The 24,882-nt window shown below is 65.0% G+C and carries 25 protein-coding genes; 8 read left to right on the top strand and 17 right to left on the bottom strand.

Annotated features, from left to right (window positions below; translation table 11 throughout):
- Positions 1 to 68 precede the first annotated feature (68 nt).
- On the top strand, positions 69 to 488 hold the full coding sequence (locus tag ACOQPI_RS15030) for a hypothetical protein (RefSeq protein WP_420620431.1): 420 nt from the start codon (positions 69 to 71) through the stop codon (positions 486 to 488).
- On the opposite strand, the gene ACOQPI_RS15035 is transcribed toward ACOQPI_RS15030, so the two are convergent.
- From ACOQPI_RS15035 to ACOQPI_RS15115, 17 genes are all read right to left on the bottom strand, one after another.
- On the bottom strand, positions 485 to 1,012 hold the full coding sequence (locus ACOQPI_RS15035; protein WP_420620432.1) for a MarR family winged helix-turn-helix transcriptional regulator: 528 nt from the start codon (positions 1,010 to 1,012) through the stop codon (positions 485 to 487). The genes ACOQPI_RS15030 and ACOQPI_RS15035 overlap by 4 nt on opposite strands.
- Positions 1,009 to 2,250, bottom strand: a complete 1,242-nt coding sequence (locus ACOQPI_RS15040; protein WP_420620433.1) for an aspartate aminotransferase family protein — start codon at positions 2,248 to 2,250, stop codon at positions 1,009 to 1,011. The genes ACOQPI_RS15035 and ACOQPI_RS15040 overlap by 4 nt, the downstream gene beginning before the upstream one ends.
- Positions 2,247 to 3,044: an LLM class F420-dependent oxidoreductase gene (locus ACOQPI_RS15045; RefSeq protein ID WP_420620434.1), complete on the bottom strand. Its 798-nt coding sequence runs from the start codon at positions 3,042 to 3,044 to the stop codon at positions 2,247 to 2,249. Before ACOQPI_RS15045 ends, ACOQPI_RS15040 begins: the two co-directional genes overlap by 4 nt.
- On the bottom strand, positions 3,025 to 3,858 hold the full coding sequence (locus ACOQPI_RS15050) for an ATP-binding cassette domain-containing protein (protein ID WP_420620435.1): 834 nt from the start codon (positions 3,856 to 3,858) through the stop codon (positions 3,025 to 3,027). The genes ACOQPI_RS15045 and ACOQPI_RS15050 overlap by 20 nt, the downstream gene beginning before the upstream one ends.
- Entirely contained in the window at positions 3,855 to 6,176 is a 2,322-nt protein-coding gene (locus ACOQPI_RS15055) for a xanthine dehydrogenase family protein molybdopterin-binding subunit (protein WP_420620436.1), read from the bottom strand. The genes ACOQPI_RS15050 and ACOQPI_RS15055 overlap by 4 nt, the downstream gene beginning before the upstream one ends.
- Positions 6,173 to 6,886: a class II aldolase/adducin family protein gene (locus ACOQPI_RS15060; RefSeq protein WP_420620437.1), complete on the bottom strand. Its 714-nt coding sequence runs from the start codon at positions 6,884 to 6,886 to the stop codon at positions 6,173 to 6,175. Before ACOQPI_RS15060 ends, ACOQPI_RS15055 begins: the two co-directional genes overlap by 4 nt.
- Positions 6,883 to 8,364 carry an aldehyde dehydrogenase family protein gene (locus tag ACOQPI_RS15065; RefSeq protein ID WP_420620438.1) on the bottom strand — a complete coding sequence of 494 codons (1,482 nt, stop codon included), beginning with the start codon at positions 8,362 to 8,364 and terminating at the stop codon, positions 6,883 to 6,885. Before ACOQPI_RS15065 ends, ACOQPI_RS15060 begins: the two co-directional genes overlap by 4 nt.
- Positions 8,361 to 9,449 (bottom strand): zinc-binding dehydrogenase, encoded by a 1,089-nt coding sequence (locus tag ACOQPI_RS15070; protein ID WP_420620439.1) that lies wholly within the window; start codon positions 9,447 to 9,449, stop codon positions 8,361 to 8,363. Before ACOQPI_RS15070 ends, ACOQPI_RS15065 begins: the two co-directional genes overlap by 4 nt.
- Positions 9,446 to 9,889 (bottom strand): hypothetical protein, encoded by a 444-nt coding sequence (locus ACOQPI_RS15075; RefSeq protein WP_420620440.1) that lies wholly within the window; start codon positions 9,887 to 9,889, stop codon positions 9,446 to 9,448. Before ACOQPI_RS15075 ends, ACOQPI_RS15070 begins: the two co-directional genes overlap by 4 nt.
- A complete protein-coding gene (locus ACOQPI_RS15080) occupies positions 9,886 to 11,496 on the bottom strand; it encodes a GMC family oxidoreductase (protein ID WP_420620441.1) in 1,611 nt (536 codons plus the stop codon). Before ACOQPI_RS15080 ends, ACOQPI_RS15075 begins: the two co-directional genes overlap by 4 nt.
- A gap of 33 nt (positions 11,497 to 11,529) precedes the next feature.
- A complete protein-coding gene (locus ACOQPI_RS15085) occupies positions 11,530 to 12,525 on the bottom strand; it encodes a sugar ABC transporter substrate-binding protein (protein WP_420620442.1) in 996 nt (331 codons plus the stop codon).
- Between the two features lie 19 nt (positions 12,526 to 12,544).
- Positions 12,545 to 13,690, bottom strand: a complete 1,146-nt coding sequence (locus ACOQPI_RS15090) for an ABC transporter permease (protein ID WP_420620443.1) — start codon at positions 13,688 to 13,690, stop codon at positions 12,545 to 12,547.
- Positions 13,687 to 14,454, bottom strand: a complete 768-nt coding sequence (locus tag ACOQPI_RS15095) for a creatininase family protein (RefSeq protein WP_420620444.1) — start codon at positions 14,452 to 14,454, stop codon at positions 13,687 to 13,689. Before ACOQPI_RS15095 ends, ACOQPI_RS15090 begins: the two co-directional genes overlap by 4 nt.
- A 7-nt stretch (positions 14,455 to 14,461) precedes the next feature.
- Positions 14,462 to 14,941, bottom strand: a complete 480-nt coding sequence (locus ACOQPI_RS15100; RefSeq protein WP_420620445.1) for a dimethylsulfonioproprionate lyase family protein — start codon at positions 14,939 to 14,941, stop codon at positions 14,462 to 14,464.
- Positions 14,942 to 15,039: 98 nt separating this feature from the next.
- The gene (locus tag ACOQPI_RS15105) at positions 15,040 to 15,927 is read right to left on the bottom strand and encodes a hypothetical protein (RefSeq protein ID WP_420620446.1); all 888 of its coding nucleotides are present in this window, start codon (positions 15,925 to 15,927) and stop codon (positions 15,040 to 15,042) included.
- An 88-nt stretch (positions 15,928 to 16,015) separates the two neighbouring features.
- Positions 16,016 to 16,438, bottom strand: a complete 423-nt coding sequence (locus ACOQPI_RS15110; protein WP_420620447.1) for a type II toxin-antitoxin system VapC family toxin — start codon at positions 16,436 to 16,438, stop codon at positions 16,016 to 16,018.
- A gap of 3 nt (positions 16,439 to 16,441) precedes the next feature.
- Positions 16,442 to 16,684, bottom strand: a complete 243-nt coding sequence (locus tag ACOQPI_RS15115; protein ID WP_420620448.1) for a ribbon-helix-helix protein, CopG family — start codon at positions 16,682 to 16,684, stop codon at positions 16,442 to 16,444.
- 190 nt (positions 16,685 to 16,874) lie between these two features.
- Between ACOQPI_RS15115 and ligA the strand changes: the two genes are divergently transcribed.
- The 7 genes from ligA (at position 16,875) to ACOQPI_RS15150 (ending at position 24,879) form a co-directional block, all read left to right on the top strand.
- Positions 16,875 to 19,058 carry an NAD-dependent DNA ligase LigA gene (ligA, locus tag ACOQPI_RS15120; RefSeq protein ID WP_420620449.1) on the top strand — a complete coding sequence of 728 codons (2,184 nt, stop codon included), beginning with the start codon at positions 16,875 to 16,877 and terminating at the stop codon, positions 19,056 to 19,058.
- A 97-nt stretch (positions 19,059 to 19,155) separates the two neighbouring features.
- Complete coding sequence (locus tag ACOQPI_RS15125; protein ID WP_420620450.1) at positions 19,156 to 19,401, top strand: hypothetical protein; 246 nt, start codon at positions 19,156 to 19,158, stop codon at positions 19,399 to 19,401.
- Positions 19,398 to 19,751, top strand: a complete 354-nt coding sequence (locus ACOQPI_RS15130) for a twitching motility protein PilT (protein ID WP_420620451.1) — start codon at positions 19,398 to 19,400, stop codon at positions 19,749 to 19,751. Before ACOQPI_RS15125 ends, ACOQPI_RS15130 begins: the two co-directional genes overlap by 4 nt.
- A 48-nt stretch (positions 19,752 to 19,799) precedes the next feature.
- Positions 19,800 to 20,447 (top strand): HAD family hydrolase, encoded by a 648-nt coding sequence (locus ACOQPI_RS15135; protein WP_420620452.1) that lies wholly within the window; start codon positions 19,800 to 19,802, stop codon positions 20,445 to 20,447.
- 123 nt (positions 20,448 to 20,570) lie between these two features.
- Positions 20,571 to 21,443, top strand: a complete 873-nt coding sequence (locus ACOQPI_RS15140; RefSeq protein WP_420620453.1) for a sugar phosphate isomerase/epimerase family protein — start codon at positions 20,571 to 20,573, stop codon at positions 21,441 to 21,443.
- A 15-nt stretch (positions 21,444 to 21,458) separates the two neighbouring features.
- Entirely contained in the window at positions 21,459 to 22,502 is a 1,044-nt protein-coding gene (locus ACOQPI_RS15145; protein ID WP_420620454.1) for a substrate-binding domain-containing protein, read from the top strand.
- Between the two features lie 148 nt (positions 22,503 to 22,650).
- On the top strand, positions 22,651 to 24,879 hold the full coding sequence (locus ACOQPI_RS15150) for an ABC transporter permease subunit (RefSeq protein WP_420620455.1): 2,229 nt from the start codon (positions 22,651 to 22,653) through the stop codon (positions 24,877 to 24,879).
- Positions 24,880 to 24,882 lie beyond the last annotated feature (3 nt).

The raw sequence follows: 24,882 nt of genomic DNA on the forward strand, positions 1-24,882 counted from the left end.
TTGCCTAGCGATTCAGAACCGCGCCACTCAGGGTGTCTCCGACCTTGGCCAGCGGGCACACTGGGTAGGTGCTGGAGTCGGTTGTTCTGCGCCGGGTGCTGTTGGGCCTCGCCGCCCTGGCGGGGGCCGCGGCCATCTTGCTGGCCCTGCTGCTGGCCGACACCGACAACAACGACGTGACCGTTACCGGCAACGCCGCGGTAGACGAGCTCATACCTCCCCGCAGCGCTGAAGTCCTCGCCCAAGAAACCGTCGGCATCGACCTCGCCCCCGGCTACGACGCCCGGCTGACCATCAACGGAGTGGTCATTCCCCCCGACCAGATACGTCACCTGCCCAATCTCAACCGCTTCACCTTCCGTCCCGATCAGGGCAAGGTGATCGAGCGACTCCAAGCCGAGCAGAACTGCGCCCTAGTGGCCTACTGGCGCCAAGACGTGGGACCCGCGGAGGCCGACACCATCTCCTGGTGCTTTACCGCGTCCTAATTGGCTCGGCCTTCTCCCTGCATCTGCCCATCGAGGGAGCGAAGGGACGCCTCCAGCCGGCGCAGATAGCCGGCGAAATCCTCCGACTCTCCGTCGTGCAACCACTCCAGCCGGGTGCGCTCGCGCTCTAGGTGCTCGCCCATGAGCTGATCGATCAGCTCTCTGCCTTCCGGGCTGAGTTGGGCCATCATGACCCGGCGATCATCGGGGTCAGGCACCCGACGGACCAGATTCAGCTTCTCGAGTTGGTCCACTCGCCCGGTCATGCCCCCGGAAGTAAGCATGGTCATGGCCGCCAGCTCACTCGGCTTGGCTTGAAACGGCTCGCCGTTCCGCCGCAACGCCGCCAACACGTCGAACAACCCCAAAGTGAGGCCGTGGGGCCGGAGGAACTCCGCCATGGACTGTTCGAACAAACGGTCGATGCGAGATATCCGCCCGAAGATCCCGATAGGCGAGGCATCCAGATCAGGGCGTTCGCCAGCCCACTGCTTCAAAATCGAGTCAACTCGGTCGTAGGTCACGACATCTCCTCAAGCACAGTTCCAATCGTTTCGACCACTCGGTCCACCTCTGCGGCTGTGAACGTGAATGGCGGGTAGATGCCCAGGTGGTCGGCTTGAGCCCGCACCAGCACCCCGGCCGATTGGATGCGCCGCTGGGCCTCAGCCACCAGGGGCTCCGGGCTGTCGCCCGACAGCTCAACGGCGGCCAGCATGCCCTCGCCCCTAGCCTCAGCCACCGCGGGCAAGGCGCCCAGCGTGGCGACTCGCCTTTGAAGGTATTTTCCGGTCTGGCAGCTGTGGTCGACCAGGCCTTCCCGCTCGAGAATCTCGATTACCTTCAGCCCGGCGACACAGGCCGCGGGGTGCCCGCTGTACGTGTAGCCGTGCATCAGCTCGATGGCTCCCTCGGGGTCGACGAACGCCTCGTGAATATGGCTGCCGGCGATGGCCGCCCCCATCGGGACATAGGCCGATGTGAGGCCCTTGGCCACGGTCATGATGTCGGGAACCACCCCATAGCGGTGACCGCCAAACCAGTGGCCCAGGCGTCCGAATCCGCACACCACCTCGTCCAGCACCAGCAGCACATCGAAGCGGTTGCACACTTCCCTGACCTGGGACAGGTAATCCTCCGGGGGCGGGTAGACGCCGCCGGCCGCTTGCACCGGCTCCATGATCACGGCGGCAACAGTGCTGGGGTCGCGGTAGACCAGCTCTTGCTCCAAAGCATCGATGTCATGAGCTGGTACCTGGGTGCATCCTTCCAGCAGCGGGCCGAATCCCGACCGGTTCTCGGTGAGGCCGCCCACCGAGATCCCACCAATGTTCATGCCGTGGTACCCGCGGTGCAGCGACACGAAACCGGTCTTGGAGGCCTGACCGACCCGGCGCCAATAGCCGCGGGCCATCTTGAGGGCGGTCTCCACCGCCTCGGAGCCGGAGTTTGTGAAGAAGACGTGGTTCAGATCGCCGGGCGTTCGGGCGGAAACCGCTTCGGCCAGCTCCTGAGCCCGAGGATGGCTGTAACCGAACAGGCAGTGGTATTCGAGGGTGCGGAGCTGGTCGGCCACCGCGTCGGCGATCTCGGTTCGGCCATGGCCCAGGATCACGCAGGCCACCCCGCCGGCCGTAGCGTCGAGCAGTCGGGCATCGTCTTCGGTCTCCACATAGTTCCCGTCTGCGGCCACCACCGCCGCCGGTTTGCCGCCGCCGGCGGAGGTGAACGGCATCCACAATGGGCCAGTCGCTCTGCTCATGGCCCGCTCCGAGCATCCCGCCAGGCCAAGAGGGACCCCGTCTCTTCGATCCGATAATGAGGGCCTGACCGCACCAGGATGAGGTGCTCGGCCCCCGCGGCCGCGTAGTCGTCATAAGTGGCATCACTGGCGGTCTCGAACAGTGCCACCGTCCGCTCCACTTGGGAGGGATCGCGTTCGGCCCGCTCGCACCAGCGGTCCAGCACCCCGTTGAGGTGGGCGATCTCATCAGGCGTGCCCCAACCGTTCCAGGCATCGGCCAATCGAGCGCACACGTCCAAGGTCATCCGCTCCCCCAACCCGCCGATCAGAATGGGAAGCGGACCCACCGGGCCAGGCTGGAGCTGTGCCAGCCGGTGGCGGATGCGGTGGATGGCCACCTCCATCTCCCGGATTCGGTCGGCGTCTCGGGACATGGCGAAGCCGTAGGACTGGTAGTCGCGCTCCAACCATCCCGAACCCAGACCGAGCACCAACCGGCCCCCGGATGCGTGGTCCACCGTGCGGGCCATGTCGGCCAGCAGATCGGGATTGCGGAATCCGGTGCAGGTGACCAGCGGGCCGATCTGGGCCCTCTTGGTGACCGACGCCATGGCGGCCAGCGTGGACCAACACTCAAAGGCGGTGCCCTCGGGGTCGCCGTCGATGGGGAAGAAGTGGTCGAATGTCCAGATGCTGTCGGCACCGGCCTCGTCGGCGTACCGCCAAGCAGCTGCCATCTCGTCCCAGCTCACATGATTGGGGCGGATCTGCACTCCCACTTTCGGCGCCATCTCATGCCCCTTCATGGCCATCCGCCGCATCGTGAGACGCGGCCAAACCGGTGATGAGTGACACCAGCTTCTGGGCGTCGGTGCTGTGGGCGTCCAGCAGCTCGATGAGCTGCCCCCGGCGCATGACCGCTATCCGGTCGGCAAGCCGGAACACCTGGTCGAGGTTGTGGCTCACCACAACGATGGTCAGATTGCGCTCTCGTAGCGTGGTGATCAGGTCTTCCACCCGTGCGGTCTCGGCGATGCCGAGCGCGGCGGTGGGCTCGTCCATGATGATCACCTCGTTGCCCCAGTTCATGGCCCGGGCGATGGCCACGCCCTGGCGCTGGCCTCCGGAGAAGTGCTGGACCGGGATGCGGACCGAGGGGATCTTGATGTTGAGCCGGCGGATGATCTGCTCGGTGTCGCGGCGCATGGCCCGGCGCCGCAGGAACGTGAGCGGCCCCCACCCCACCTTGAGCTCCCGCCCCATGAACAGGTTCTGGGCAGCATCAAGGTTGTCGGCCAGGGCCAGGTCTTGGTACACGGTTTCGATACCGGCCGTGCGGGCGTCCAGCGGCGACCGGAAGCGGCGAATCTCGCCGTGCAGCACCACCTGTCCCGCGTCGGGCTGCTCCGCTCCGGAGATCACCTTTAACAGGGTGCTCTTGCCGGCCCCGTTGTCGCCCACGATGGCGGTGAGCGTGCCGGTGGGGAAATCCAGCGAAACGTCCCGAAGCGCGACCACCCCGCCGTAGCGTTTGTGGATCCTCGACACGCTCAGCGCGACGTCCGACGACGGGGAGCCCTCAGGGCGGGGGGGGTCGACGACTGATCCGGGTTGGCTTGCGGTCATGATCCTGCTCCCTGCAATTGGTCGAACAGATAGTCGGGCGTTACCGGCGCCCGGTTTACTTGGACACCCAGCTCAGACAGGGCGTCCTCAATGGCGTTGGCCACCGCAGCCGGCGGCGAGATTGCTCCCGCCTCACCCACGCCCTTTACGCCCAACGGATTGAGCGGCGACGGAGTCTCCAAATGGGCGACGGCCAATTCGGGCACCCCGGCGGCATCGGGCACCAGGTAGTCGGCCAGGCTGGGATTCTGAGGTTGGCCGTCGGCGTCGTACACCACCTGCTCGAACAGCGCAGCTCCGATCCCCTGGGCCACTCCCCCGGCGATTTGGCCGTCGACGATCATGGGAGAAAGCAGCGGTCCGCAGTCATGGGCCACCACGTAGTCCAATACTTCCGTCGCACCAGTGGACGGATCGACAGCGACCCGGGCCACATGCACCCCGGCGGCAAAGGTGACGGTGGGCGGCTCGAAGCAGACCACCTCGTCCAGGCCGGCATTGCTGCCGTTGGCAAACGCGCCTCCGGGGGCAAAGCCCGCAGCCACTTCAGCCAGCCCCATGCGCCTAGTGGGTGTTCCCACTACCTCTACCTCGCCGTTTCGGATGCACAGGTCGGCGGGGGCCAGCTCCCACTGCTCAGCCACCGCGTTCACAATCCGGTCGCGCAACACCCCGGCCGCCTCATGAATCGCGCTACCCGCTACCACCGCACTGCGGCTGGCCAACGTGCCCCAGCCGTGCTCCACCGCGGCGGTGTCGCCTCCAATGACCGTCACCTGCTCGGGGTCGACGCCCAGCGTCTGCGCGCACAATTCGGCGAACACGGTCTCATGTCCCTGGCCCTGCGAACACGCGCCAGTGGCCACCTCCACCCAACCGGTCTCATCCACCCGCACCCGGGCGCTCTCAAAAGGTCCGACCCCGGTGCCCTCCACATAGGTGGACATACCGACGCCGACTAGCCGACCGTTGTCGTCCTGCGCCCCTCCCCGCAATCCATCGTCGATTTCGCCCAACTCCACGGCCTCCTCGAAGCATGCGTAGAAGTCACCGCTGTCGTAGGTCATGGGAGTGCCATCCCGATAGTTGAGACCCACCGAATAGGGCATCTCGTCGGGGGTGATGAGATTGAGGCGGCGAAGCTCCACCGGGTCGATGCCCATCTCCCGGGCGGCCACGTCGATGATGCGGTCCATGGCGAAGACTGCTTCGGGCCTCCCCGCTCCCCGGTAGGGGGAGACCGGGGCTTTGTTGGTGACCACCGCAGTAGCCTCCACATCCAACGCCGGCACCCGGTAGCACCCGCACAGATGGGCCAGCGTGTTATAAGGCTGGACCACGCCGAGGGGATTGGCCGCACCGTTGTCCACCACGAAGCGGTCGCGTACTCCCAGGATGCGGGCGTCGCCATCGAGAGCGAGCTCCATGTCGTGGATCTGATCGCGGGACTGAATGGCCGCCAGTCCGTGCTCGCTCCGCTGCTCCACCCATTTCAGCGGGACACCCGTCTCCAGGGCGAGGAAGGCCATGATCAGCTCCTCGGCGTAGGGAATGGCCTTGACGCCAAAGCCGCCGCCCACATCGGGAGCCACCACCCGTATCCGGTGGGCAGGCCGACCCAGAGCCTTGGCCAGGGCGGTGCGCAGCGGGTGGGGAATCTGCGTGCTGCTCCACACAGTGAGCAGGTCGGTGCGGGGATCGTGTTCCGCCACCACGCCCCTCGGCTCCATGGGGTGACAGGCCAACCGGCCCGAGTGCAGCCGGCGGCGACTCACATGGGCGGCTTCGGCGAAGGCGGAGTCGATGTCGCCGAAGCCAGCGGCAACGAGCAGCGAGCGGTTGTCGGGCCAATGGTCGTATAGCCGGGGAGCGTCGGCGGCCAGCGCGGCGAAGGGATCCACCACCGCTGGGCGGGGGGCCAGGTCGAGGAGCACCCGGTCGGCCGCGTCGGCGGCCGCGTAGAGAGAGTCGGCGACGACCACTGCAACCGGATCGCCCACGTGCCGTACCCGGTCTACCGCCAGAAGCGGGCGGCCCTCGTGGCGCACAAAGAGCCGGTCGTCGCCCAAGGATTCCAGCAGTTTGTCTTGGTAAACCCCGCCATCAGCCTCGTTGGGGGCCATCATGTCTATGCGCCCGACCAGGTCTTTCCCTGTCCACCCGACAACGCCGGAGGGAAGCTCCACCCCGTTCAGGTCGGCATGAGCCACCGGGCTGCGCACGAACGCGGCGTAGCGCATCGACGGCAGTTCGATGTCGGCCACATAGCGGCCGTTGCCCCTCAGCAGTCGGGGATCCTCGCGGCGCAGGGTTCTCACCGGGCCAACTCCACGGCCCAGTAGTCCCACTGGGTATGGGTGTACTCCTCCAGGGTCAAGCCGTCGGTGAGTAGTTCGTCGGTGAGCTCCGAACGATCGATGGCCTCCACCGAGCCGATGCCCTGGGCCATGATCTGCAACCGGGCCGAACGCTCGAGGTTGACGGCGCTCACGGTTGCCTCCTCGATGGTCGACCCCACCACGGTCAGTCCATGGCCCTTCAACAGGATGCCCTTCCGGTCGGCCAGGGCCGCGGCCACGGCTCGGCCGCGCTCGGTGTTGTCGATCTGCACCGCGGAGTCGTACACCGGCACGCCGTCGGCGAACAGCGTGCACAGGTGCCAGACCGGGGCGAGGGGAACATCGGTCATCGAGAACGCGATGCAGTGCATGGGGTGGGCATGGATCACCGCCCCCACATCAGGACGGGCCCGATAGATCTCGGTGTGCATGAACCGCTCACCAGGAGCATCCATCGATCCCTCAACCACTTCGCCCTCCAGGTCCATCACCACTACGTCGCCGGGCTCGGTCTCGGCCAGGTCCTTCACGTCGTCGTGGGTGTGGCCCAGCACCGCCACCAAGTCGGTGCCCGGAATCCGGGCCGAGGGATGGCCGAAGGGGCCGATCAGCCGCTCGCGGACCAATATCCGGGTCGAGGTGGCGATCTTCTCTTTGAGAACCGGAATGGCCTCGGTGTTGTTGCTCATTGGCGTGCTCCGATGTCGAGAACGTGAACGACCTTGGTTCGGGTATAGCTGAGCAGCGACTCCATCGACCCCTCTGATCCCAGCCCGGAGTCCTTGTATCCCCCGAACGGTGTTTCCAGGAAGTGCTGGCCTCGCCCGTTGATCCACACACACCCGGCCTGCACGCGGCGGGCGGCGTCCATGGCCCAGTCCAAGTCGTTGGTGATGATGTTGGCGGTCAGCCCGTAGCGGGTGGCATTGGCCTGGGCGATGAGGTCGTCCCGATCCCGCCACTCCAGCACCGACAGCACCGGCCCGAAGATCTCCTCGGCGGCGATGGTGTGGCCTGGCTCTACCCGGTCGAACAGCGTCGGAGCCAGGTAGTACCCGCCCTTGGGAGCGCCCTTGGGAGCGCCCCCTCCCCTGATCATCCGGGCACCCTCGGTCTGCCCAGACTCCACGTAGCCTTGCACTCGGCTGAGCTGGGGCTCAGAGACCAACGGTCCCATGGTGGTGGCCGTATCGAGGGGATCGCCCACCCTGATCTGGTCGAGCCGGGCGGCCACTGCGTCCACGATCTCGTCGTGCAGGTGAGCAGGGGCGTAGAGCCGGGAAGTCGATCCGCAAGACTGCCCCTGGGAAGACTCGAAGTTCATCCCCCCCACGGCCTGATCAGCCACGAATGCGGGATCGGCGTCGGGCGCCACCAGCAAGGGGTTTTTGCCTCCCAGTTCCACGGTCACGTGCTTCACCCGCCCGGATGCGGCGGCGGCCTCCATGACCCGCAGTCCAGTGGTCCCTCGCCCGGTGAAGCCGATGCGGCTGATGCCCGGGTGGGCCACCAGAGCTTCGCCGGTGGTGGCCCCGTTTCCGGTGAGCACGGTGAGCACGCCGGGAGGCAGGACCTCCGCCGCCAGATAGGCCACCTCCAGGGGGGAAACAGGGGTTTGGTCGGGAGCCTTCACGACAACGGTGTTGCCCGCAGCCAAAGGGGCGGCTGAGTGGAACAGGGTGAACATCAGTGGATGGTTGAAGGGCAGGATGCGGGCCACCACGCCGTAGGGCTCCCGCAGGGTCAGATGGAGGCTGTTGGCCGACGCCGGCAGGGTCTTCCCGTGCAGCTCTCGGGCGATGCCGGCGAAATAATCCAGGGCATCGGCCCCGTAGGCCACGTCGTTGCGCATGGCGGCCACAGGATTGCCGCTGTCCATGGCGTCGATCCGGGCCAGACGCTCGGCCTGCGACCGCACCGCGTCGGCCAGGTCACGCAGATACCGGCCCCGCTCTGCCGCCGAGAGCGCCGCCCACGCCGGTTGGGCCTCGGCGGCTGCCCCGACGGCGCGGTCCACCACCGCGGCGTCAGCCAGCGGCACCTCGGCCACTGTCTCACCGGTGCCCGGGGCGATTGCCGCCATCATGTCGCCATCGGATACCTCGCGGTCGCCCACCAGTAGCGGATAGCGGTCGCGGAGATCGGCGGCCAGCAGTTCAGCAGTCATGGGACGATCACCGGCTTCATCTCGGCACCGGTTCGCATGGCGGCCAAGGCGTCAGTCACCTGATCCAGCGAATAAGTGGTTGAGCACACTGTCGATTCCAATCCCAACTCGACGCTATGCCGGTCGAGGAACCGGAGAGCATCGTGGAAGTGGGAGATGTCGGCCGAAAGCGAGGTTCTCACCGTGAGCTGGCGAACTTTCATGGCCGTGGTCGCTACGGGCACCGTTTCGCCATGGGCCTGGCCGATCACCATGAGCGTGCCGCCGGCTCGCACCATCTCCATTCCCTCGCTGAAGGCGTTGGGCGGTCCCGCGCATTCGAGCACGATGTCTGCTCCCCGGCCTTGCGTTATGTTGCGTACCGCTTCGATTCTCTCGTCCGGCTCGGTGTGATCGATGTCGATGCGAGAGGTGAGGCCCCACTCTTCGGTGGCGGCCAGCCGGGATGCGGGCGCACCGATGAGGATCACCTGGCTGGCCCCACTCCGCAGCGCCGCCGCTGCGGCCAGGACCCCGACCGGCCCAGCACCGAGAACTACCACCGAGTCGCTGAACCGGATACGGGGCATGCGATCGAGGGCGTGCATCACCGTGCGCAGGGCGCAGGTGGCCGCCGATGCGAGCGGGCTGGACACCCCCTCGGGCACCCGCAGCACACGCGAATCGGGCGAGACGTGCAGGTGTTCGGAGAACGTTCCGTTGACGGCGCCCTCCTCATAGGGCCCCCACCCATAGCCCATTGTGTTCTCGCACAGGGTGGGCTGTTTGGCCACTGCGCAGAAATAGCACCGGCCGCACCAATTGTGAGCCCACACGACGCGGTCGCCGGGTCGAAGCGGCTGGCCAAGCGCGTCGCGCTCCAGCCCCGCTCCCAGTTCGACAACCGTGCCGGTGCCCTCGTGGCCCATCACCAAAGGCAGACTGGCCAGCTGCTCGAAGACGCCATCGCAGATGTGTACGTCGGTGCCACATACGGTGGCGGCGTCAATCCGCACCAGCGCGCCCCCCGGCGGGACTGGTCCCACGTCGAGGGTTTCGACCGCGGGGCCGTGGCTGTAGTCCGTCAAAATCACTGCCCGGCTCATCCTGGGGTCTCCCGCCAGATCGGGCCTCGGTCGACAACCGGATCGAGCAGACCCTCGGCCACCCACTCGGTGTAGGCGAAGGGATCGTAGGTTTTGGCCACCTGGCCCGGATAACCGATCAGCTCGCGTACCACCGGGCTGAGGTAATAGCACGCCGCCACTGCGGTGGTAAGGGCGACGTAGGCGTCTTCGTCCTCCTCATGGAGCGCCGACAGCCGGTCGATGGTGAATAAAGACGGATCAAGCGCATCCACCGCCCGGACCAGAGGCTGGTGTAGATCCTTGCGCCAACCCAAGACTTGGGGCAGATAAGACTCCACTGCCTTCACGTCAGAGACTGCGGGCATCCCGTGGGCGGCGGGCAGCATCACGTCGGCGAGAGCAGTCAATCGGTGGATGTCGATATCGGCCGTCGAGGCGGGCGATGTGGGCGTCGTCATGCCGGGACCTTCTGCTCGCTGCGGTGCTGAACCAATAGGTCCGCGGTTCGCAAGGCCAGCGCGGTGATCGTACAGGTGGGGTTCACCCCGGAGCTGGTTACGAACACGCTGGCATCGGCGATGTACAGGTTGGGCACATCATGGGCCTGCTGGCGGGAGTTGACCACCGAGGAGACCGAGTCGTTGCCCATGCGGGCGGTTCCCATGAGGTGCCATCCCGAATAGGGGATCATGCTGGCCACCGCGGTCTCCCGGCACCCTGATGCCCTCAGCGACTCTTCAGCCCTGGCTTCCTGGAAGGCCATCAATCGCCGTGAGTGATCGGAGATTCGGTAGCTCACCCGGGGTGCGGGAATGCCGTGGCTGTCGGTGCGTTCCGGGTCGAGTTCCACGCGGTTGAGCTCCTCGGGGAGATCCTCGCCAAAGATGGCCCAGCTCGCCCCCCGTCCGAATGTACGACCCATTAGCTCATGATGATCGGGGCCCCATACCTCGTTGCCAGCCCGCATAGGCAAGATGTGGTTGAGGGGACCGCCGACCGGCGAAAGGGCCCACTTGGCCCCTCGCATGAATCCGCGGTCGGGATCGGTCTCGTAAAACTGGTAGCTGGTGATGCTGGCCCCGAAGTGGCCCTGCCAGCCCTCCACCTGGTCGTCCCACCACCCAGTGACCACCGAGAACGGGTGCATCATCAAGCGCCGACCCACCAAGCCGCTGGAGTTGGCCAGCCCGTCGGGACAGTGGCGGTCATCGGCCGACAGCAACAGCAGCCGCGCCGTTCCCACCGCATTGGCCGCCAGGATCACCACGTCGGCTTCCTGGCGATGCTCGACCCCGGAGCGATCCAGCCAGACAGCCCCAGTGGCCAGCCCTCTCGAGCCCATCGTGATCCGGCTGACTCGGGCCCCGGTGATGAGCCGGGCGCCAGCGGCAGTCGCCTTGGGCCAGTGGGTGAGGTCGGTGGAGGCCTTTGCCCCCTCGGCGCATCCCGACGTACACACTCCCCGCTGCACGCAGGGCCTCCGCCCATCGTAGGGGGCGGACAAGATGGCGTTGGGCTCGGGCCACCAGTGCCATCCCAGCCGGTTGTGCCCTTCGGCCACCCGCCGCCCGGCCGCGCCCAAGGGCAGCGGCGGCAGCGGATAGTCATCGTGGGGCGGATAGGCCGGGTCTCCGGCCAAGCCGGACACACCGATCTGCTGGTCGATGGCGTTGTAATAGGAAACCAGGTCCGAATAGGCGATGGGCCAGTCGTCGGCCACCCCGTCCATAGTCCGCGCCCGGAAGTCCGATGGGAGCATCCGGGGCCACGTCCCCGCGTAGATGATCATGCTGCCCCCCACTGCGTTGTACATGAGGGGCTCGATGTCCGAGTCGTCATGGACCACCGGATAATCCTCCGGGCGACTCCGCACATTTGGGCTCATGGCCCAGTCCTTGCGGATGGCCAGCTCCCAGTCGGGGCGAGCGCCGGGGAACGCGGACCTATCGGGCCAATCGCCCTGCTCGAGGCAGACAACATCGAAGCCGTGCTCGGCCAGGTGGCGCGCGGCCACCCCGCCGGAGGCACCGGCGCCAATGATGAGGACGTCGGCCCGATAGGTCATGTTCGCTAGTGGGTTACCGGAGGGTGAGTACCCCTACCGGAGATCGGCGTTGGTCATGCCTTCGATGGTGTCGGCATCCACCACGAAGGTGGGGGCCTGGATGAAGTATCCCTGGCCTGTGCTGCCGGTAGTGAGGTACTGGTGAGCGACCTCGGCGGTCTGCCAACCCCACTGATAGCCCCGCAGGGCGATGGTCATATCCACGCCAGATCCGGCCCGGATCTGGTCAAAGACCGCGGGCTCGCCGTCGGTCCCGCTGATGAGGATGTCGGCGTGGTCAATGCCAGCCTCTTCCACAGCGGTGGCCGCACCCAATGCCAGAGCATCGCTGTCGGCCCAGATGCCGTCGAGGTCGGGATTGGCGGTCAAGGCGTCTTGGGCCAGCCGGAGGCCTTCCTCAGCCGTGAAGCTGTTAGCGCTCTGGTTGAACACCACTTCGATGCCAGGGTTGTTTTCCATGGTGTGCTCGAAGCCCTCGCGGCGCTTCTCCACGTACTCGCTTGCCCCCGGGCCGCCGATGCGGGCGATCTTGCCCGATCCGCCGAGTTGCTCGACCATCCACTCGGTCTGCTTGGTTCCCTCAACACCCCAATCGGTGCCGATGAAGCCGATCTCCGGGGCAGCCTCCTGGACGCTGTCGCCGGTGGACAGCATGGGAATGCCGGCGGCCGCGGCAGCCTCATAGGCGGGAATGAGCGCTTGGCGGTCGCCCGGCGAGGCGATGATTAGATCAACCCCCTGGGTCACGAAGTCCTCAATCTGAGCCACCTGGTCTTCGATCACGTACGCGGCATCCGCGGCGACGAAGTTCCAGCAGTTCTGGGCGCCAAAGTCGCGCAGCCCGGCTTCGAGGTCGCGGAAGTACAAGATGAAGGTGGCCAAGTTGGCGTACCGCACCTCGTAGATTTCTTCGCAGCCCCCGTCGCCCGACGCGGTGTCGTCGTCATCGTCGTTGCCGCACGCCGATGCCACCAGTCCAAAGACCAACAGCAGCGCTAGCAGCTTTATCAACAGGTTTTTGGTTTTCATTGTGTTCCCCTCCGGGTGTTTATGGTTGCTCCAACGTCGAGGGGGCCGATTGCTCGGCCTGCTCCACGTCTTGGAGTTCTTGGTCTGCCGAGCGAGCCGATTGCTCGGCTAGCTCGATGGCGCGACGTTCTTCGTCGAGTTCGTGCTCCACTTCGACTTCGATTGCGGTGTCCTCGCTCCGGTTGGCCCAACGCTCTAGGTAGCGGCGCAAGAACTGAGACGTCATAGCCAGCACGAACACCACACCGAGCCATACGTCCTGCATGTTGGAGGACACATTGAGGAGATTCAGGCTGTTGCGAATCACCCCGATCAACAGGACTCCGGCCAGGGTTCGGGGAATCGATCCCCGTCCTCCGAACAGATTGGTGCCCCCGAGCACCACGGCAGCCACCGCGTATAGCTCGGTAAGCACCGCGGCATTGGGCTGGCCGACGTTGACCCGCCCCAACAAGGTGAAGCCGCCGACGGCAACAGCCAGGCCCCCCAAAACAAACACCGTGACCCGCACCCGGGTGACGTTGATGCCAGCTCGGCGGGCTGCTTCGGCGTTGCCCCCCACTGCGTAGATCCGCAATCCGAACCGGGAATAGCGAAGGATGATGTGGTAGACGACGCCAAGGCCTAGAGCCACCCAGATGGGCATCCGCAGTCCGATGAACTCTCCGCTCCACCATGCCTTCCATCCGCCGGGGAGGTTGCCCACGGTGTTGCCCGCGGTGATCTCCCGAGCCAGGCCTCGGGCCATGATCAGCAGCCCCAAGGTGGTGATGAACGAGGGAACTTTTAGCACCGCAGTAACGAGTCCGTTGAACAGACCGGCGGCAATACCCACACCCACCCCGGCCAGCAGGCCGAGCACGATGCTGTTATTGCGCACCATGGTCTCGGCCGCCACCACGCCGATCAGGGCCAACACCGACCCCTGGGATAGGTCCAACTCGGCCGCGATGATCACCAGGGTCATTCCGAAGGCGGCGCAGGCCAAAAATGATGTTTGCAGCAGGATGTTCTGAAGATTTCCAGTGGTCAGGAACACGTCGGACTTCACGGTCATCACCGCGCCCAGGATGACGACCACGAAGATCGCGAATCCGGCCTCCACCACCCGGGGAATGGCAACCCGGACCCTGTCCCAGCCAATGGCGGCCGCAGGCTGGGTCATGGGGCCACCCGATCGTTTGGTCGGCTGCGGTGGGCAGTGATGCCCTCGACTACCAGGCTGACCAACGCGTCGAGATAGAACTCGCCGGCATCGGCCGTGGATCCCCGGGGGTCGCCGATGACGCCGACCGGCGACAGAGCGGCCATGCCCTCAGAGCGCAGCTTGGCACTGGCCGACGCGGCCGGCCCCACATGACCGGCGACTGCCGACGCCATGTCCACCCGATCGGGGGCGATGGCCAGCATGATGCTGGTCTCGAAGTGCCCTCCATGGGTTCCAACCAGCTCTCGATCCAAACCGAGCTGATCCTCGGCTACCCGATGGACGGCATCTCGTTGGGCGGGCCAGTCGTCGAACGAGACCACCCGGCTCTGCTCAGTGGGATCCAACTCGGCCATTGCTGCGGCCATTGCCCCCACGTTTCCGGCATGGCCAGTAACCAGGTAGGCGCTCCGGAAGCCGTGGCTCAGCAGGGTTTGGATCACTTCGGCAAGCACCGCCTGAAGAGTGGTGTCGCTCAGGCTGGCCGTGCCGGGAAATGCCAGATGGTGATGGGAGGCACCAACGGGAAGGCAGGGCACCACCACGCACTCCCCCGCTTGAAGGGCCGCCCGCTCGGCCACTGCCTCAGCGATGAGGGCGTCGGTATCCAGGGGTAGATGAGGACCGTGCTGCTCCAAGGCACCCAGCGGGATCATCACATCCAGCGGACCTTGTTCGAGCCGCTCGCCCAGAGTCATCCAGCTCATCGCTCCCAGTCGCACGGGCGCCTCAGAGGTCGGTGAGAGTGGCGTCGAGGTAGGTGGGCTTCTGCGGGCGGCCGACGCCGATCACCACCTGCACCAGGGCTTCCTTGTCAGTGTGGTTGCGCAAACCGTGCATGATCCCGGCGGGGCTGTAGATCATTTCCCGCTCCTTCAGCACGGTGTCGACGATTCGCCCGTCGTCGTCCTCCCACCATGCGGTCAGCTCTCCCTTGACCACGAAGAAGACCTCTTCTACCTCGTGGGCATGCGACGGGGCCACGGCCCCGGGGGGCATCATCATCACCGACAAAGTGAAGTTGTCGGCCGTGACCGTTCCGGGCTCGTAGTGCTTGCCGGTAATGCTCGCCCCCACCATCCGCACGTGGGCCCGGCGGTATTCCTCCTTCAGGTCCCCTTGGGCAGCAAACGGCTCCCAGTCCAGTTCTTTGCTCCCGTACCGCTGGACATGCTCGGAGAATTCAGCATCAGTGAACTGACTCGCCATTCTCGTCCCTCCCCCCTAGTTGCTTCAGTGCTCGGTATCTTAGTTTCTAAGTGTTGTCGGCGCTCAGGGACTCCCAATCCGACAAACTGGGGACGGCGCTAGGCGAGTTGTCGCTGGCGGGCGAGGGTGATTGTTCGGCCCGGTCGGGATGGCGCAATGAAGACGGCGCCGGCTTGGACTTCCTGGTTGCTGCTCTTTCGTTTCGTCGGAGGAGACAGGGTGATCGGCTGGTTCATGGTCAATTCCAAGATCAACCCGGCCGCGCCCTGCGTGAGGTCCAGGGCTTCGGATCCCTTCTGGGCTGGGCCGAAGCCAGCCACTGCTCGGCGGCGGAGCAGCACGGGGTCTTGAACGGCAAGGTGGTCGTGGAGCACGACGCCAGCGGGAACGAACACCAGCCATCGCCTCGTGAGTGAGTGAAGCGATCGGGCCCCGACCACCGCCAGCGCTCCGCCTGCCACCGCCACGGCCACTCCAGCCGCCCAATGCTCGGCAGCCAACAGCAGCGGTCCGCTGACGGTGCCGCCCACCGTGATCGCGGCCGCCACCGGCACCGGCCCGGCCAGCAACAGCGCCGGTGGCCGCAGCAGGAGCCGGACTTCGTCGCCGTAGGAGATGCCGTTCACAAACACATGGCCCACCGGCGCGCTCAGCGCCACTGCGGCTACCGCGGCGGTAACGGCAGCCACCAATGCGACCTCACCCCAGTCGGCACCCTGCCTCCCCGCCCAAACCAGGGCCACCACCGCGGCGGGTATAGCCAATCGGACAATGACCAGGGTGGCCGGGTGGACCAACAAAGAGCCCACCAGCACCACGCCCCACAGCACCCAAAGTCCCACCGACGCCGTCGAGCGCCAAGCCGCGGCGGTTTCGTGCAGCCCATCGGCCAACACCGGCCCAGCGGTAAACGGCAACGCCGCCCACCACACCCGCACCACCCAGGCCCAAACTCGATCCCCCCAAAGACCCCTCACCCACCCCACTACAGCATCTCCCCCACTCCAGCCCAAACCCATCCCCGCTTGCCCAACCCACCGCATCATCTGAGCCGGGTGGCGTGCCCCGCCGGTCCTAGCGGATGTCAAGAACTGGGTTGAAGGGTGCGCCGCTGGGAAGGCGATACGTATTGAAGCCCCGGCGGTCCAACGTGAGGATGTCGAACGTGGCGAGCCGTTCTGCCAGCAGCACCAGCGTGGCATCGGCAAAGTCCATGGGCGTGTCGGCGTAGCGCTGCATAAGCGTGGCGGCTTCACGAACGTCCGCAGGCTCACACAGGCCATATATCTGCATCCCACTCTGGGAGATGAGCTCGCTGACAGCAATAGCGCCGTCGTGGACCCCGCTGATGAAGTACATGACCTCGGTCACCACCGCTGCCGTTGTCGCCAACACGCCGTTGAAGCCGTCCAAGGCGTCGCTGGCCCGGTCATGCTCAACCTCGCCGGAATCGAGGTAGGCCACGAGGGGCCCGGTGTCAACCAGCCATATGTCCAATGTTCATGAGCGCCAGTTATGGGCGCGTATCTCTGATTTCCAGATATCCTGAGAACTGTTGGTGGAGTCGGTTCGGACCGAGCCTCGAAGATGGCCGATTCGGTCGACCAGTGGACGGTTATCCACTGCTTCGCGCAAAGCCTCGCGGACGACTTCAGAAACCGAAATACCCAAGGTTTCTGCACGGCGAGCCGCCGCGTCCCACAACTCGGTCTCCACCCGCACAGTCAGCAACTTCGTAGTCATTGCCACACAGTGTACAACACTTGTACGACAACACCAGACCGAATTCCCCGCCACCCCACGGCAGGTAGGAGAGATGCTGGGAACATCGCCGCAAGCCGCACAACAGCGCTACGGCACGCTCATCGAACAAACCGAAGTGAGCCTCTGATCGCCACAACCGCTGATGGCAGCCCGCAGTACTATCCGACAAGTGACGGAAGAGGCGGAAGACCGCGTGGAAGACCGCATCTCGGAGCTGATTGATCGCATCCGCCATTACAACCAGCGCTACTACGTCGACAACGTTTCAGAAGTCTCCGATGCTGAATACGACGAGCTCATGCGAAAGCTGTTGGATCTGGAGGCAGCCCACCCGGAGCTAGTCCGAGCCGACTCCCCAACCCATACGGTTGGGGCCGATGCGTCAACGTTGTTCGCCCCTGTGGAGCACCGAGTGCCGATGATGTCTTTGGACAACGCCTTCGACCGGGGGGAACTCAATGCTTGGGCTGATCGGGCCCGGCGGCGTCTGTCTGCCATCCAAGCTCGCAGAAACGCTGAAGAGGCGAGCGGGCAAGGTGTGTTATCGATGACCGGCAAGCCGGAAATCGAGCGAGGTGAGGACGAAGGCGAAGGCACAGCTGAGGTGAAAGCGCCCTCTGCTGAGTTAGGCAATCTCGTGTGCGAGCTCAAATTCGACGGTCTGGCCGTGTCGCTGCGCTATGAGAACGGCAGGCTGGTTCAAGCAGCTACACGGGGCAACGGTCGTGTCGGCGAGGACATCACTGCCAACATCCTGGCTATTGAACATGAGGACAAGAAGTCAGTACCCCACCGGCTTCCTGCGGACGCGCCCGAGGTGCTCGAGGTGCGGGGCGAGGTCTATATGCCCCTCGCAGCGTTCAACGCTCTCAATGCTCAGCAAGAGGCTGAGGGCAAGCCCCGCTATGCCAACCCCCGCAACACGGCGGCGGGCTCGCTCCGACAGAAGGATCCGACAGTCACCGCCACCAGGGGCCTGTCGATGTGGTGCTACTCCGTGGGCGAAATTCAGGGGGGCCCTGTTCTGGATACCCATAGCGACACTCTGGAGTACTTGAGCAGTCTGGGTTTGCCGGTGAATCCTGAGACTAAGACTGAGAGCACTTTGGACGCAGTCTGGGAATTTGTCGAGCAGTGCGAGACCATGCGCCACGACCTTCCCTACGAGATCGATGGCGCGGTCATCAAGGTGGATCGACTCGCCCTCCAACAAGAACTCGGGGCCACCAGCCGCGCGCCCCGCTGGGCCGTTGCCTACAAGCTCCCCCCCGAGGAACGGACCACCAAGCTCTTGGACATCCATGTCTCCATCGGCAGCAAGGGCAAAGCCACCCCGTTCGCGGTGCTCGAACCGGTGTTCGTCGGCGGGTCCACCGTGGCGATGGCCACCCTGCACAACGAGGATCAAGTGCGAGAGAAAGGTGTGCGGCCCGGCGACACCGTGGTGGTCCGCAAAGCCGGCGATGTGATTCCCGAGGTGCTGGGCCCGGTACTGGCCGACCGTCCCCTTGATTTGCCGGTGTGGGAGTTCCCCTCGGAATGCCCCTGCCCTCATCAACAGCCTTTGGTTCGCAAGGAGGGTGACGCCGCCCATTACTGCTTCTCCCCCCGGTGCCCCGAGCAGCTCCGGGGCTGGATCGAGCATTTCTCGGCCCGCAACGCCCTCGACATCGAGCATTTGGGTGAGCAGAGGGTTAGCTTGTTCATCGACCTCGGATACATATCTGACGTTGGCGACATTTACGCCCTTCCCTATGACCACATTCGCGAGCTCGAGGGATTCGGCGATCTCTCGGTGGCCAACTTGGCCGCCGCAATAGAGGCTTCCAAGCAGCAGACGCTGGCCCGGCTGCTGGTGGGGCTCAACATCCGTCATCTGGGCGACACCACCAGTGAGTTGCTGGCCGATGCCTTCATCTCCTTGGACCGCATCATGGGAGCGTCGGTTGAGGAGTTGGCCGAAGTGGACGGCATCGGACCCATCATGGCGGAGAGCGTCCACGAGTTCTTCCAGTCGGAGGTGAACCGAGAAATCATCGAGAAACTGCGGGCCGCCGGGCTCAACTTCTCCCAAGATCTTGACGAAAACGAAGCCGAAGCCTTGCCCCAGACTTTGGACGGGATGACCATTGTGGTCACCGGCGGGGTGGAGGGGTACACCCGCGATGGGGTGGGGGCGGCTATCAAGGCCCGGGGCGGCAAGTCTCCGGGCAGTGTGTCGTCCAAGACCACCGCCTTGGTGGCGGGTGAGAATCCCGGTGCCTCCAAGCTGGAGAAAGCCGAAAAGCTAGGCATCCCGATTCTCAACGAGGCACAGTTCCAGCACCTCATCGAGACCGGGGAACTACCATGAGCTTGAAGCTAAGCCAACCCCCGTCGCCACCAGAAACTCCCGTCCCGCCAACGCACACACAATAGCCGCACAAGTACGGTTATGTTACCATACTTGTATGGCCAGCAAGACAACCATCAACTTCGACAACGAGATGGAGGCTGCGCTCGCGGAATTGGTGGCGATGGACGGCACGAAGAAGTTAGCCATCAAGCGATCTCTCCTCGCCGAGGTTAAGCGGCGCCGCCGCAGCCAGGCGATACTCAACATGATCTCCTCATGGGAAGCAGACGAAGGCCCTATCGACGATGAGCACCTCGAGTGGGCCGATACAGTTCTCGACCGGCAAGGGGTCGATCATTGATCGTCGACGCGGGCCCCTTCATTGTCGACGGCGAGAACCTGAACTCTCGACTCTGGGCAATGATCAAAAGGGCAGCCGAGCGTGGCGAAGACCTGCACACAACCCACCCAGTGCTAGCCCAGGTCTGGCGTGAACCAGCAAAACAGGCGAATCTGGCCCGAGCACTGCGCCACTTCGACATCCACCCCCTCGACGAATCAGTAACCATCGGGCGCAGGCTGGCCAAGTCTGGAACCTCTGACGTCGTCGACGCCCACCTCGCCGTGGTCGCGGAGGGTCTGGGCACATTCATCCTCACCTCAGACCGTGAAGACATGTTGCGGCTGAACGCCCGCGTGGAAGCCTACTGATTGGAGAATCATCATGATTGACATGATTGACATGATTGAAGAGATGCCATGATCGAAGCAGTGTTCTGGGATTTTGGCGGGGTGTTCACTGGCTCGCCGTTTTATCTGGACGACTATGCCCGGTCGCTGGGCACCACCAACGAGCGGCTCCTAGAGCACGTTTTCGGGCGGTACGAAGCGAATGGCGACCATCCCTGGCATCGCCTGGAGCGGGGCGAGGGCACCTTGGCAGATGCGTTGGAGGCGGCGGATGCGTCCTGTAGGGCCGACGGCATCGAGGGGTTCACCTCCGAGGGGTTCTTCAAGGCCATGAGCAGCACTAGCAGCGATGAGCGCCGCGACAAGGCAGTGGCCAAAGTGCGGGAGCTGAACGAGGCAGGCATCAGACAGGCCATCATCACCAACAACGCCAAAGAGTTCGGCGACATGTGGCGCAGTCTCATCCCGGTTGACGAGTTGTTCGAGGCGGTGGTCGATTCCAGCGCGGTGGGCATGCGCAAGCCCGATCCGAGGATCTACCAGCTCGCCCTTCAGCAATTGGAGGTTGCCCCCCCGGAGACGAGTGCCTTTCTGGACGATTTCGAGCCCAATGTGATTGCGGCCCGGAACCTCGGCATGCACGGTGTACTGGTCGAAGACGACATCTCTCCCGCCCTCGCCGAGCTCGACCGGATACTGGCCGAATTTACGGCTTGACCCCCCCAGCAATCAGCCATAAGACTGTCGGTTTGGAGGGGCGTCAGAAGGGGACACGCGGGCGCGCACATGACACTGCTAGAGCGAATTGCTACCGCGCCCATCAGTTGGGGTGTCTGCGAGATGCCGGGATGGGGATACCAGCTTCCCGTTGACGCTGTGCTCAAAGAGATGTCCGCCACCGGGTTCACCCATACTGAACTGGGATCGCTCGGCTATCTGCCCATCGAGCCTGCTCAGCTCAGGGCCGTTCTCAACCAGCACGATCTGTCGTTGCTGGGCGGCTTCGTCCCCTTGGTCCTGCACGACCCCTCGCAGATCCAGAGCACTCGAACAGCGGCGACTGAGGCCGCGGAGCTCATTTCCGGCGGTGGCGGCCGCTTTTTTGTCTCGTGCGCAGTGAGCCTTCCCGATAACTGGCGTCAGGCACCGCCCAGTGAGCACGAATGGCCCGCAGTGGCCGACGCCCTGGCCGAGGTCGAGAGGATCGCCGCCGAACACGGCCTCATTCAGGCCTTCCACCCCCACTTCGGGTCGCTAGTGGAAACCAATACGGAGATCGAGCAGGTGCTGCATGCCAGCGACACCGCACTGGTGCTCGACACCGCTCATCTCCTCCTCGGGGGCGGCGATGCAGCCGAGATGGCCAAGCGCCACTTGGACCGAATCGCACTCGTACACATCAAAGACGTAAACCTGGGCATCGCCGCCCAGGTCACGGCGGGAAAGCTGTCGCTCATGCAGGGCGTTCAGCAGGGCCTATTCCCGCCCTTGGGCCAGGGAGGACTGCCGATCGCCGAGATCGTCGACCTCCTTGAAAAATCAGGGCGCGACCTCTGGTACGTCCTGGAGCAGGATGCAGCGATAGCGGAGGGAGACCCTTCCGCCATAGCTCGGCTGAGGTTCGACGCCTGCCAGAGCATCGATTTCCTGCGAAGTCTGGAACCCGTTCTCGCGGGTGCCGGAGCCTCACACAAACAACAAAACCTACCTTGAGAGGGGTAATCCAAAATGAGAAAGCTATGGAAGCTGTTTGCACTGCTTCTGGCGTTCACTCTCGTAGTCGCAGCATGCGGCAACGACGATGACGACTCCAGCGAGCCCGCAGCCAGCGAGCCAACCGAAGCAGCGGCACCTGCCACTGAAGCACCAGAGCCGACCGAGGTCGTCGAAGTAGACCCAACCCAGGGCTGCGACAAGACCTACCACGTGATCACCCACGGTGACTCCGGCACCTTCTGGTCAGTGGTTGAGGTGGCCGTGCGCGACGCCGCCGCAGCCATCGGCTGCGATGTGGTCTACTTCGGCTCCAACAACGACGCCCTGAGGCAAGCCCAGGAGATCGAGGCGGCCATCGCCGCCGGCTCCGACGGCATCGCCATCTCGCTGGCCGACCCGGCCGGCGTCCAGTCGGCTGCTGAGGCCGTGGTTGCCGCGGGCATCCCGCTGTACACGCTCAACTCCGGTGTGAACAACTACAAGGACCTGGGCGCCACCACCCACATCGGGCAAACCGAGACGGTGGCCGGTAACGGTGCGGGCGAGCGGTTCAACGCACTGGGCGCCACCCACGTGCTCTGCGCCCGCCAGGAGCAGACCAACGTGGCACTGGAAGAGCGCTGCAACGGTCTGGCCGAAACCTTCAGCGGCGAGGTGACCTCGGAGTTCGTCGGCCTCGACGCCACTCCCGATGAGCAGCAGAACACCATTGCCGCCATCCTCCAGGGCGATGAGAGCATCGACGGCGTGCTCGGCGTGGGTCCGAACCTGCCCCTGCGGGCTCTTGCTGCCGGCGAGCAAGCCGGTAGGGACCTCATCATCGGCGGCTTCGACCTGTCCAGCGACCTCATCGATCAGATTGAGCAGGGCAACGTGGCCTTCACCGTCGACCAGCAGCAGTACCTCCAGGGCTACCTGCCGGTCATCCTGATGCACCTGCAAGCCACCAACCTGAACACCGCGGGCGGCGGCCTGCCCATCCTCACCGGTCCGGGCTTCGTCGACACCGCCAACGCGGCCGAGGTCAAGGCGCTGGTGTCCCAGGGAACCCGCTAAACCCGATAACTGACGTGCGGCGCTGATCGCGTCGCATGCGAGAAAGGAGCGCTGTCCGGGGTATCCGGGCAGCGCTCCTTTCATTTGGTCTAGAGTCAAAGCAATTCATCAGTCGGGTACATCGCCCAGGTTGAGAGGGGGGACTCTCGTGGCCGAAGTGACCACCACGAACGACTCTGCGGCTGATTCGCCGCCAGCGCAAGACGAGCGATTAGCCCATCGAGGCCCGGTCCAGCAGCTGCTGACCAGACCCGAGATCGGCGCTCTGATCGGCGCCGTCGGGGTATGGCTGTTGTTCTGGCTGGTTTCGGCGCCGTTCGGAACCGCGGGCGGCACGGCCAACTACTTGGATGTGGCCGCCACCCTCGGCTTGATGGCGGTGCCGGTGGCCCTGTTGATGATCGGGGGTGAATTCGACCTCTCCTCGGGCTCCATGACCGGCGCCACCGCTGTCATTGTGGTGCTGTTGAGCAGCGACACCGCCGAGCTGGGCGGCGCCGGGCTCAGCTTGCACCTTGCGGTGCCGCTCTCGCTGGCCTTTGCCTTGGCCATCGGCTGGTTCAACGGCACGCTGGTGGACAAAACCTCGCTGCCCAGCTTCATCGTCACCCTGGGCACGTTCTTCATCCTCATCGGGGCCAAGCTCGGCTTCACCAAGCTGTTCACCAACAAGGTGATCGCCGAGGGCCTCGACCGGTCGGGCGGCTACGAGTTCTGGGACAACATCTTCGGCGCCTCCTGGATTCGCAACGGCCACGTCTGGGACAACCGAGACTGGGCCTGGAGCGGCATGCTGATCATCGGCGCGGTGGTGTTGATCTTGGGCACCATGGAGTTGGCCTACGCCCGCCGGGAGCACCCCAACCCCGGCGGCTACCTGATTTTTGCGGCGGGGGCCGCAGTCGGGGCAATCGGCTACATCCTGCTTCACAACCAGGACGGGAAGGGCTCCAACTGGGTATTCGGGATCATCACCGGGGCGGGAGTGCTGGTGGCGGTGGCCGGCTGGTGCCTGGCCCGCTACCAACCGGCCGAACGGGAATCCAGCCATGAGGAGCGCAACCCGCGTATCGTCCAGTACTTCGTCGTTGGTTTGGTGGCGATCGTGGGAGCGATTCTCATCGCCTGGGTCATGGACTCCAACAACGAAGGCCGCCTCGACTTCTTGACCGGCACTCCGGGCCGCGTGTTCCTAGCCATCGGCATCGGCACCACCGGTGTGCTGGCCGTTTTGGCCGCGTTGGGCCGGGTCAGCGTGGGGTACCCGGCTATCGGTGCGGTGATCGCCCTCATCCCCGGAATCAGCTACATGATCACCGTGCAGGGCGCCCGAGCCATCCTCTTCGGCGGGCTGGCCATCGCCGGTGTGGTGGTGCTCAGCATTGCTGCCAGACGCCGCGGGCTGGCAGCGGTGTTCACACTGCTCACCGCAGTGGCCGTCGCAGGACTGGCCTTCTTCATCCAGTCCGAAGCCGATTCCCGCAAGCTGCGGGTGGAATTGTTCACCGCCCTGCTGTTGATCGCGCTCCTGCTGGCCGCATCAGCAGTCACCCGGTTGATCGCCGCCCGGCGCACCACCGCCCCGCCGCCACCGATACACGGCCCGCTCGCGCGGCAAATCGGGACAGCCGTCGGCTTGGTCGCAGGACTGTTGTCGTTGATCCTGGAATTGGCCGATGGCGACGGCATCCTCTACAGCATCATCATGGCGGTGGCCAAGGGAGGCATTGCCGCCTTCGCGGTCTTTGCCTTGGCGACCCTCTACCGCACCCTGTTCACCCCCGACGAGAGCGTGGGCCGGTCCCTGGTCTTCGTCGGTCTCGGCTCGGTGATGCTGGGCATTGCGGCCAAACTGATGTTCATAACCAGCGAGGAGCTGGCGAACACCCGGGCCGAGACCCGCTTCGGCGTGGGCGTGATGCTGTTCTTGGCGTTCGCAGTTCTCGGCGCCTGGGTGCTGGCCCGCACCCAGTTCGGCAACTGGGTCTTCGCGGTGGGCGGCAACAAGGACGCCTCCCGCTCGGTGGGCGTGCCTGCGGCCCGCACCAAGACCACGCTGTTCATGCTGGTGTCGGCATCGGCCTGGATCACCGGCATGGTGATCGCCTTCCGGCTCAACTCAGTGCAGGCCAACGTGGGCGACGGCAACGAGTTCCGCTACATCATCGTGGCGGTGGTCGGCGGGTGCCTGCTCACCGGCGGCTACGGATCGGCCATCGGCGCGGCCATCGGCGCCGTGATCTGGGGCATGATCACCTCCGGTATCGGTTTCGCCACCTGGAACAGCGACTGGCGCTTCTTGGTGCTGGGCGCCCTGTTGCTGGTGGCGGTGCTCGTGAACAACTACGTGCGCTCGCAAGCGGAGAAGGTCCGATGACCC

This window comes from Candidatus Poriferisocius sp., assembly GCF_965219815.1.
Lineage (GTDB): Bacteria > Actinomycetota > Acidimicrobiia > Acidimicrobiales > Bin134 > Poriferisocius.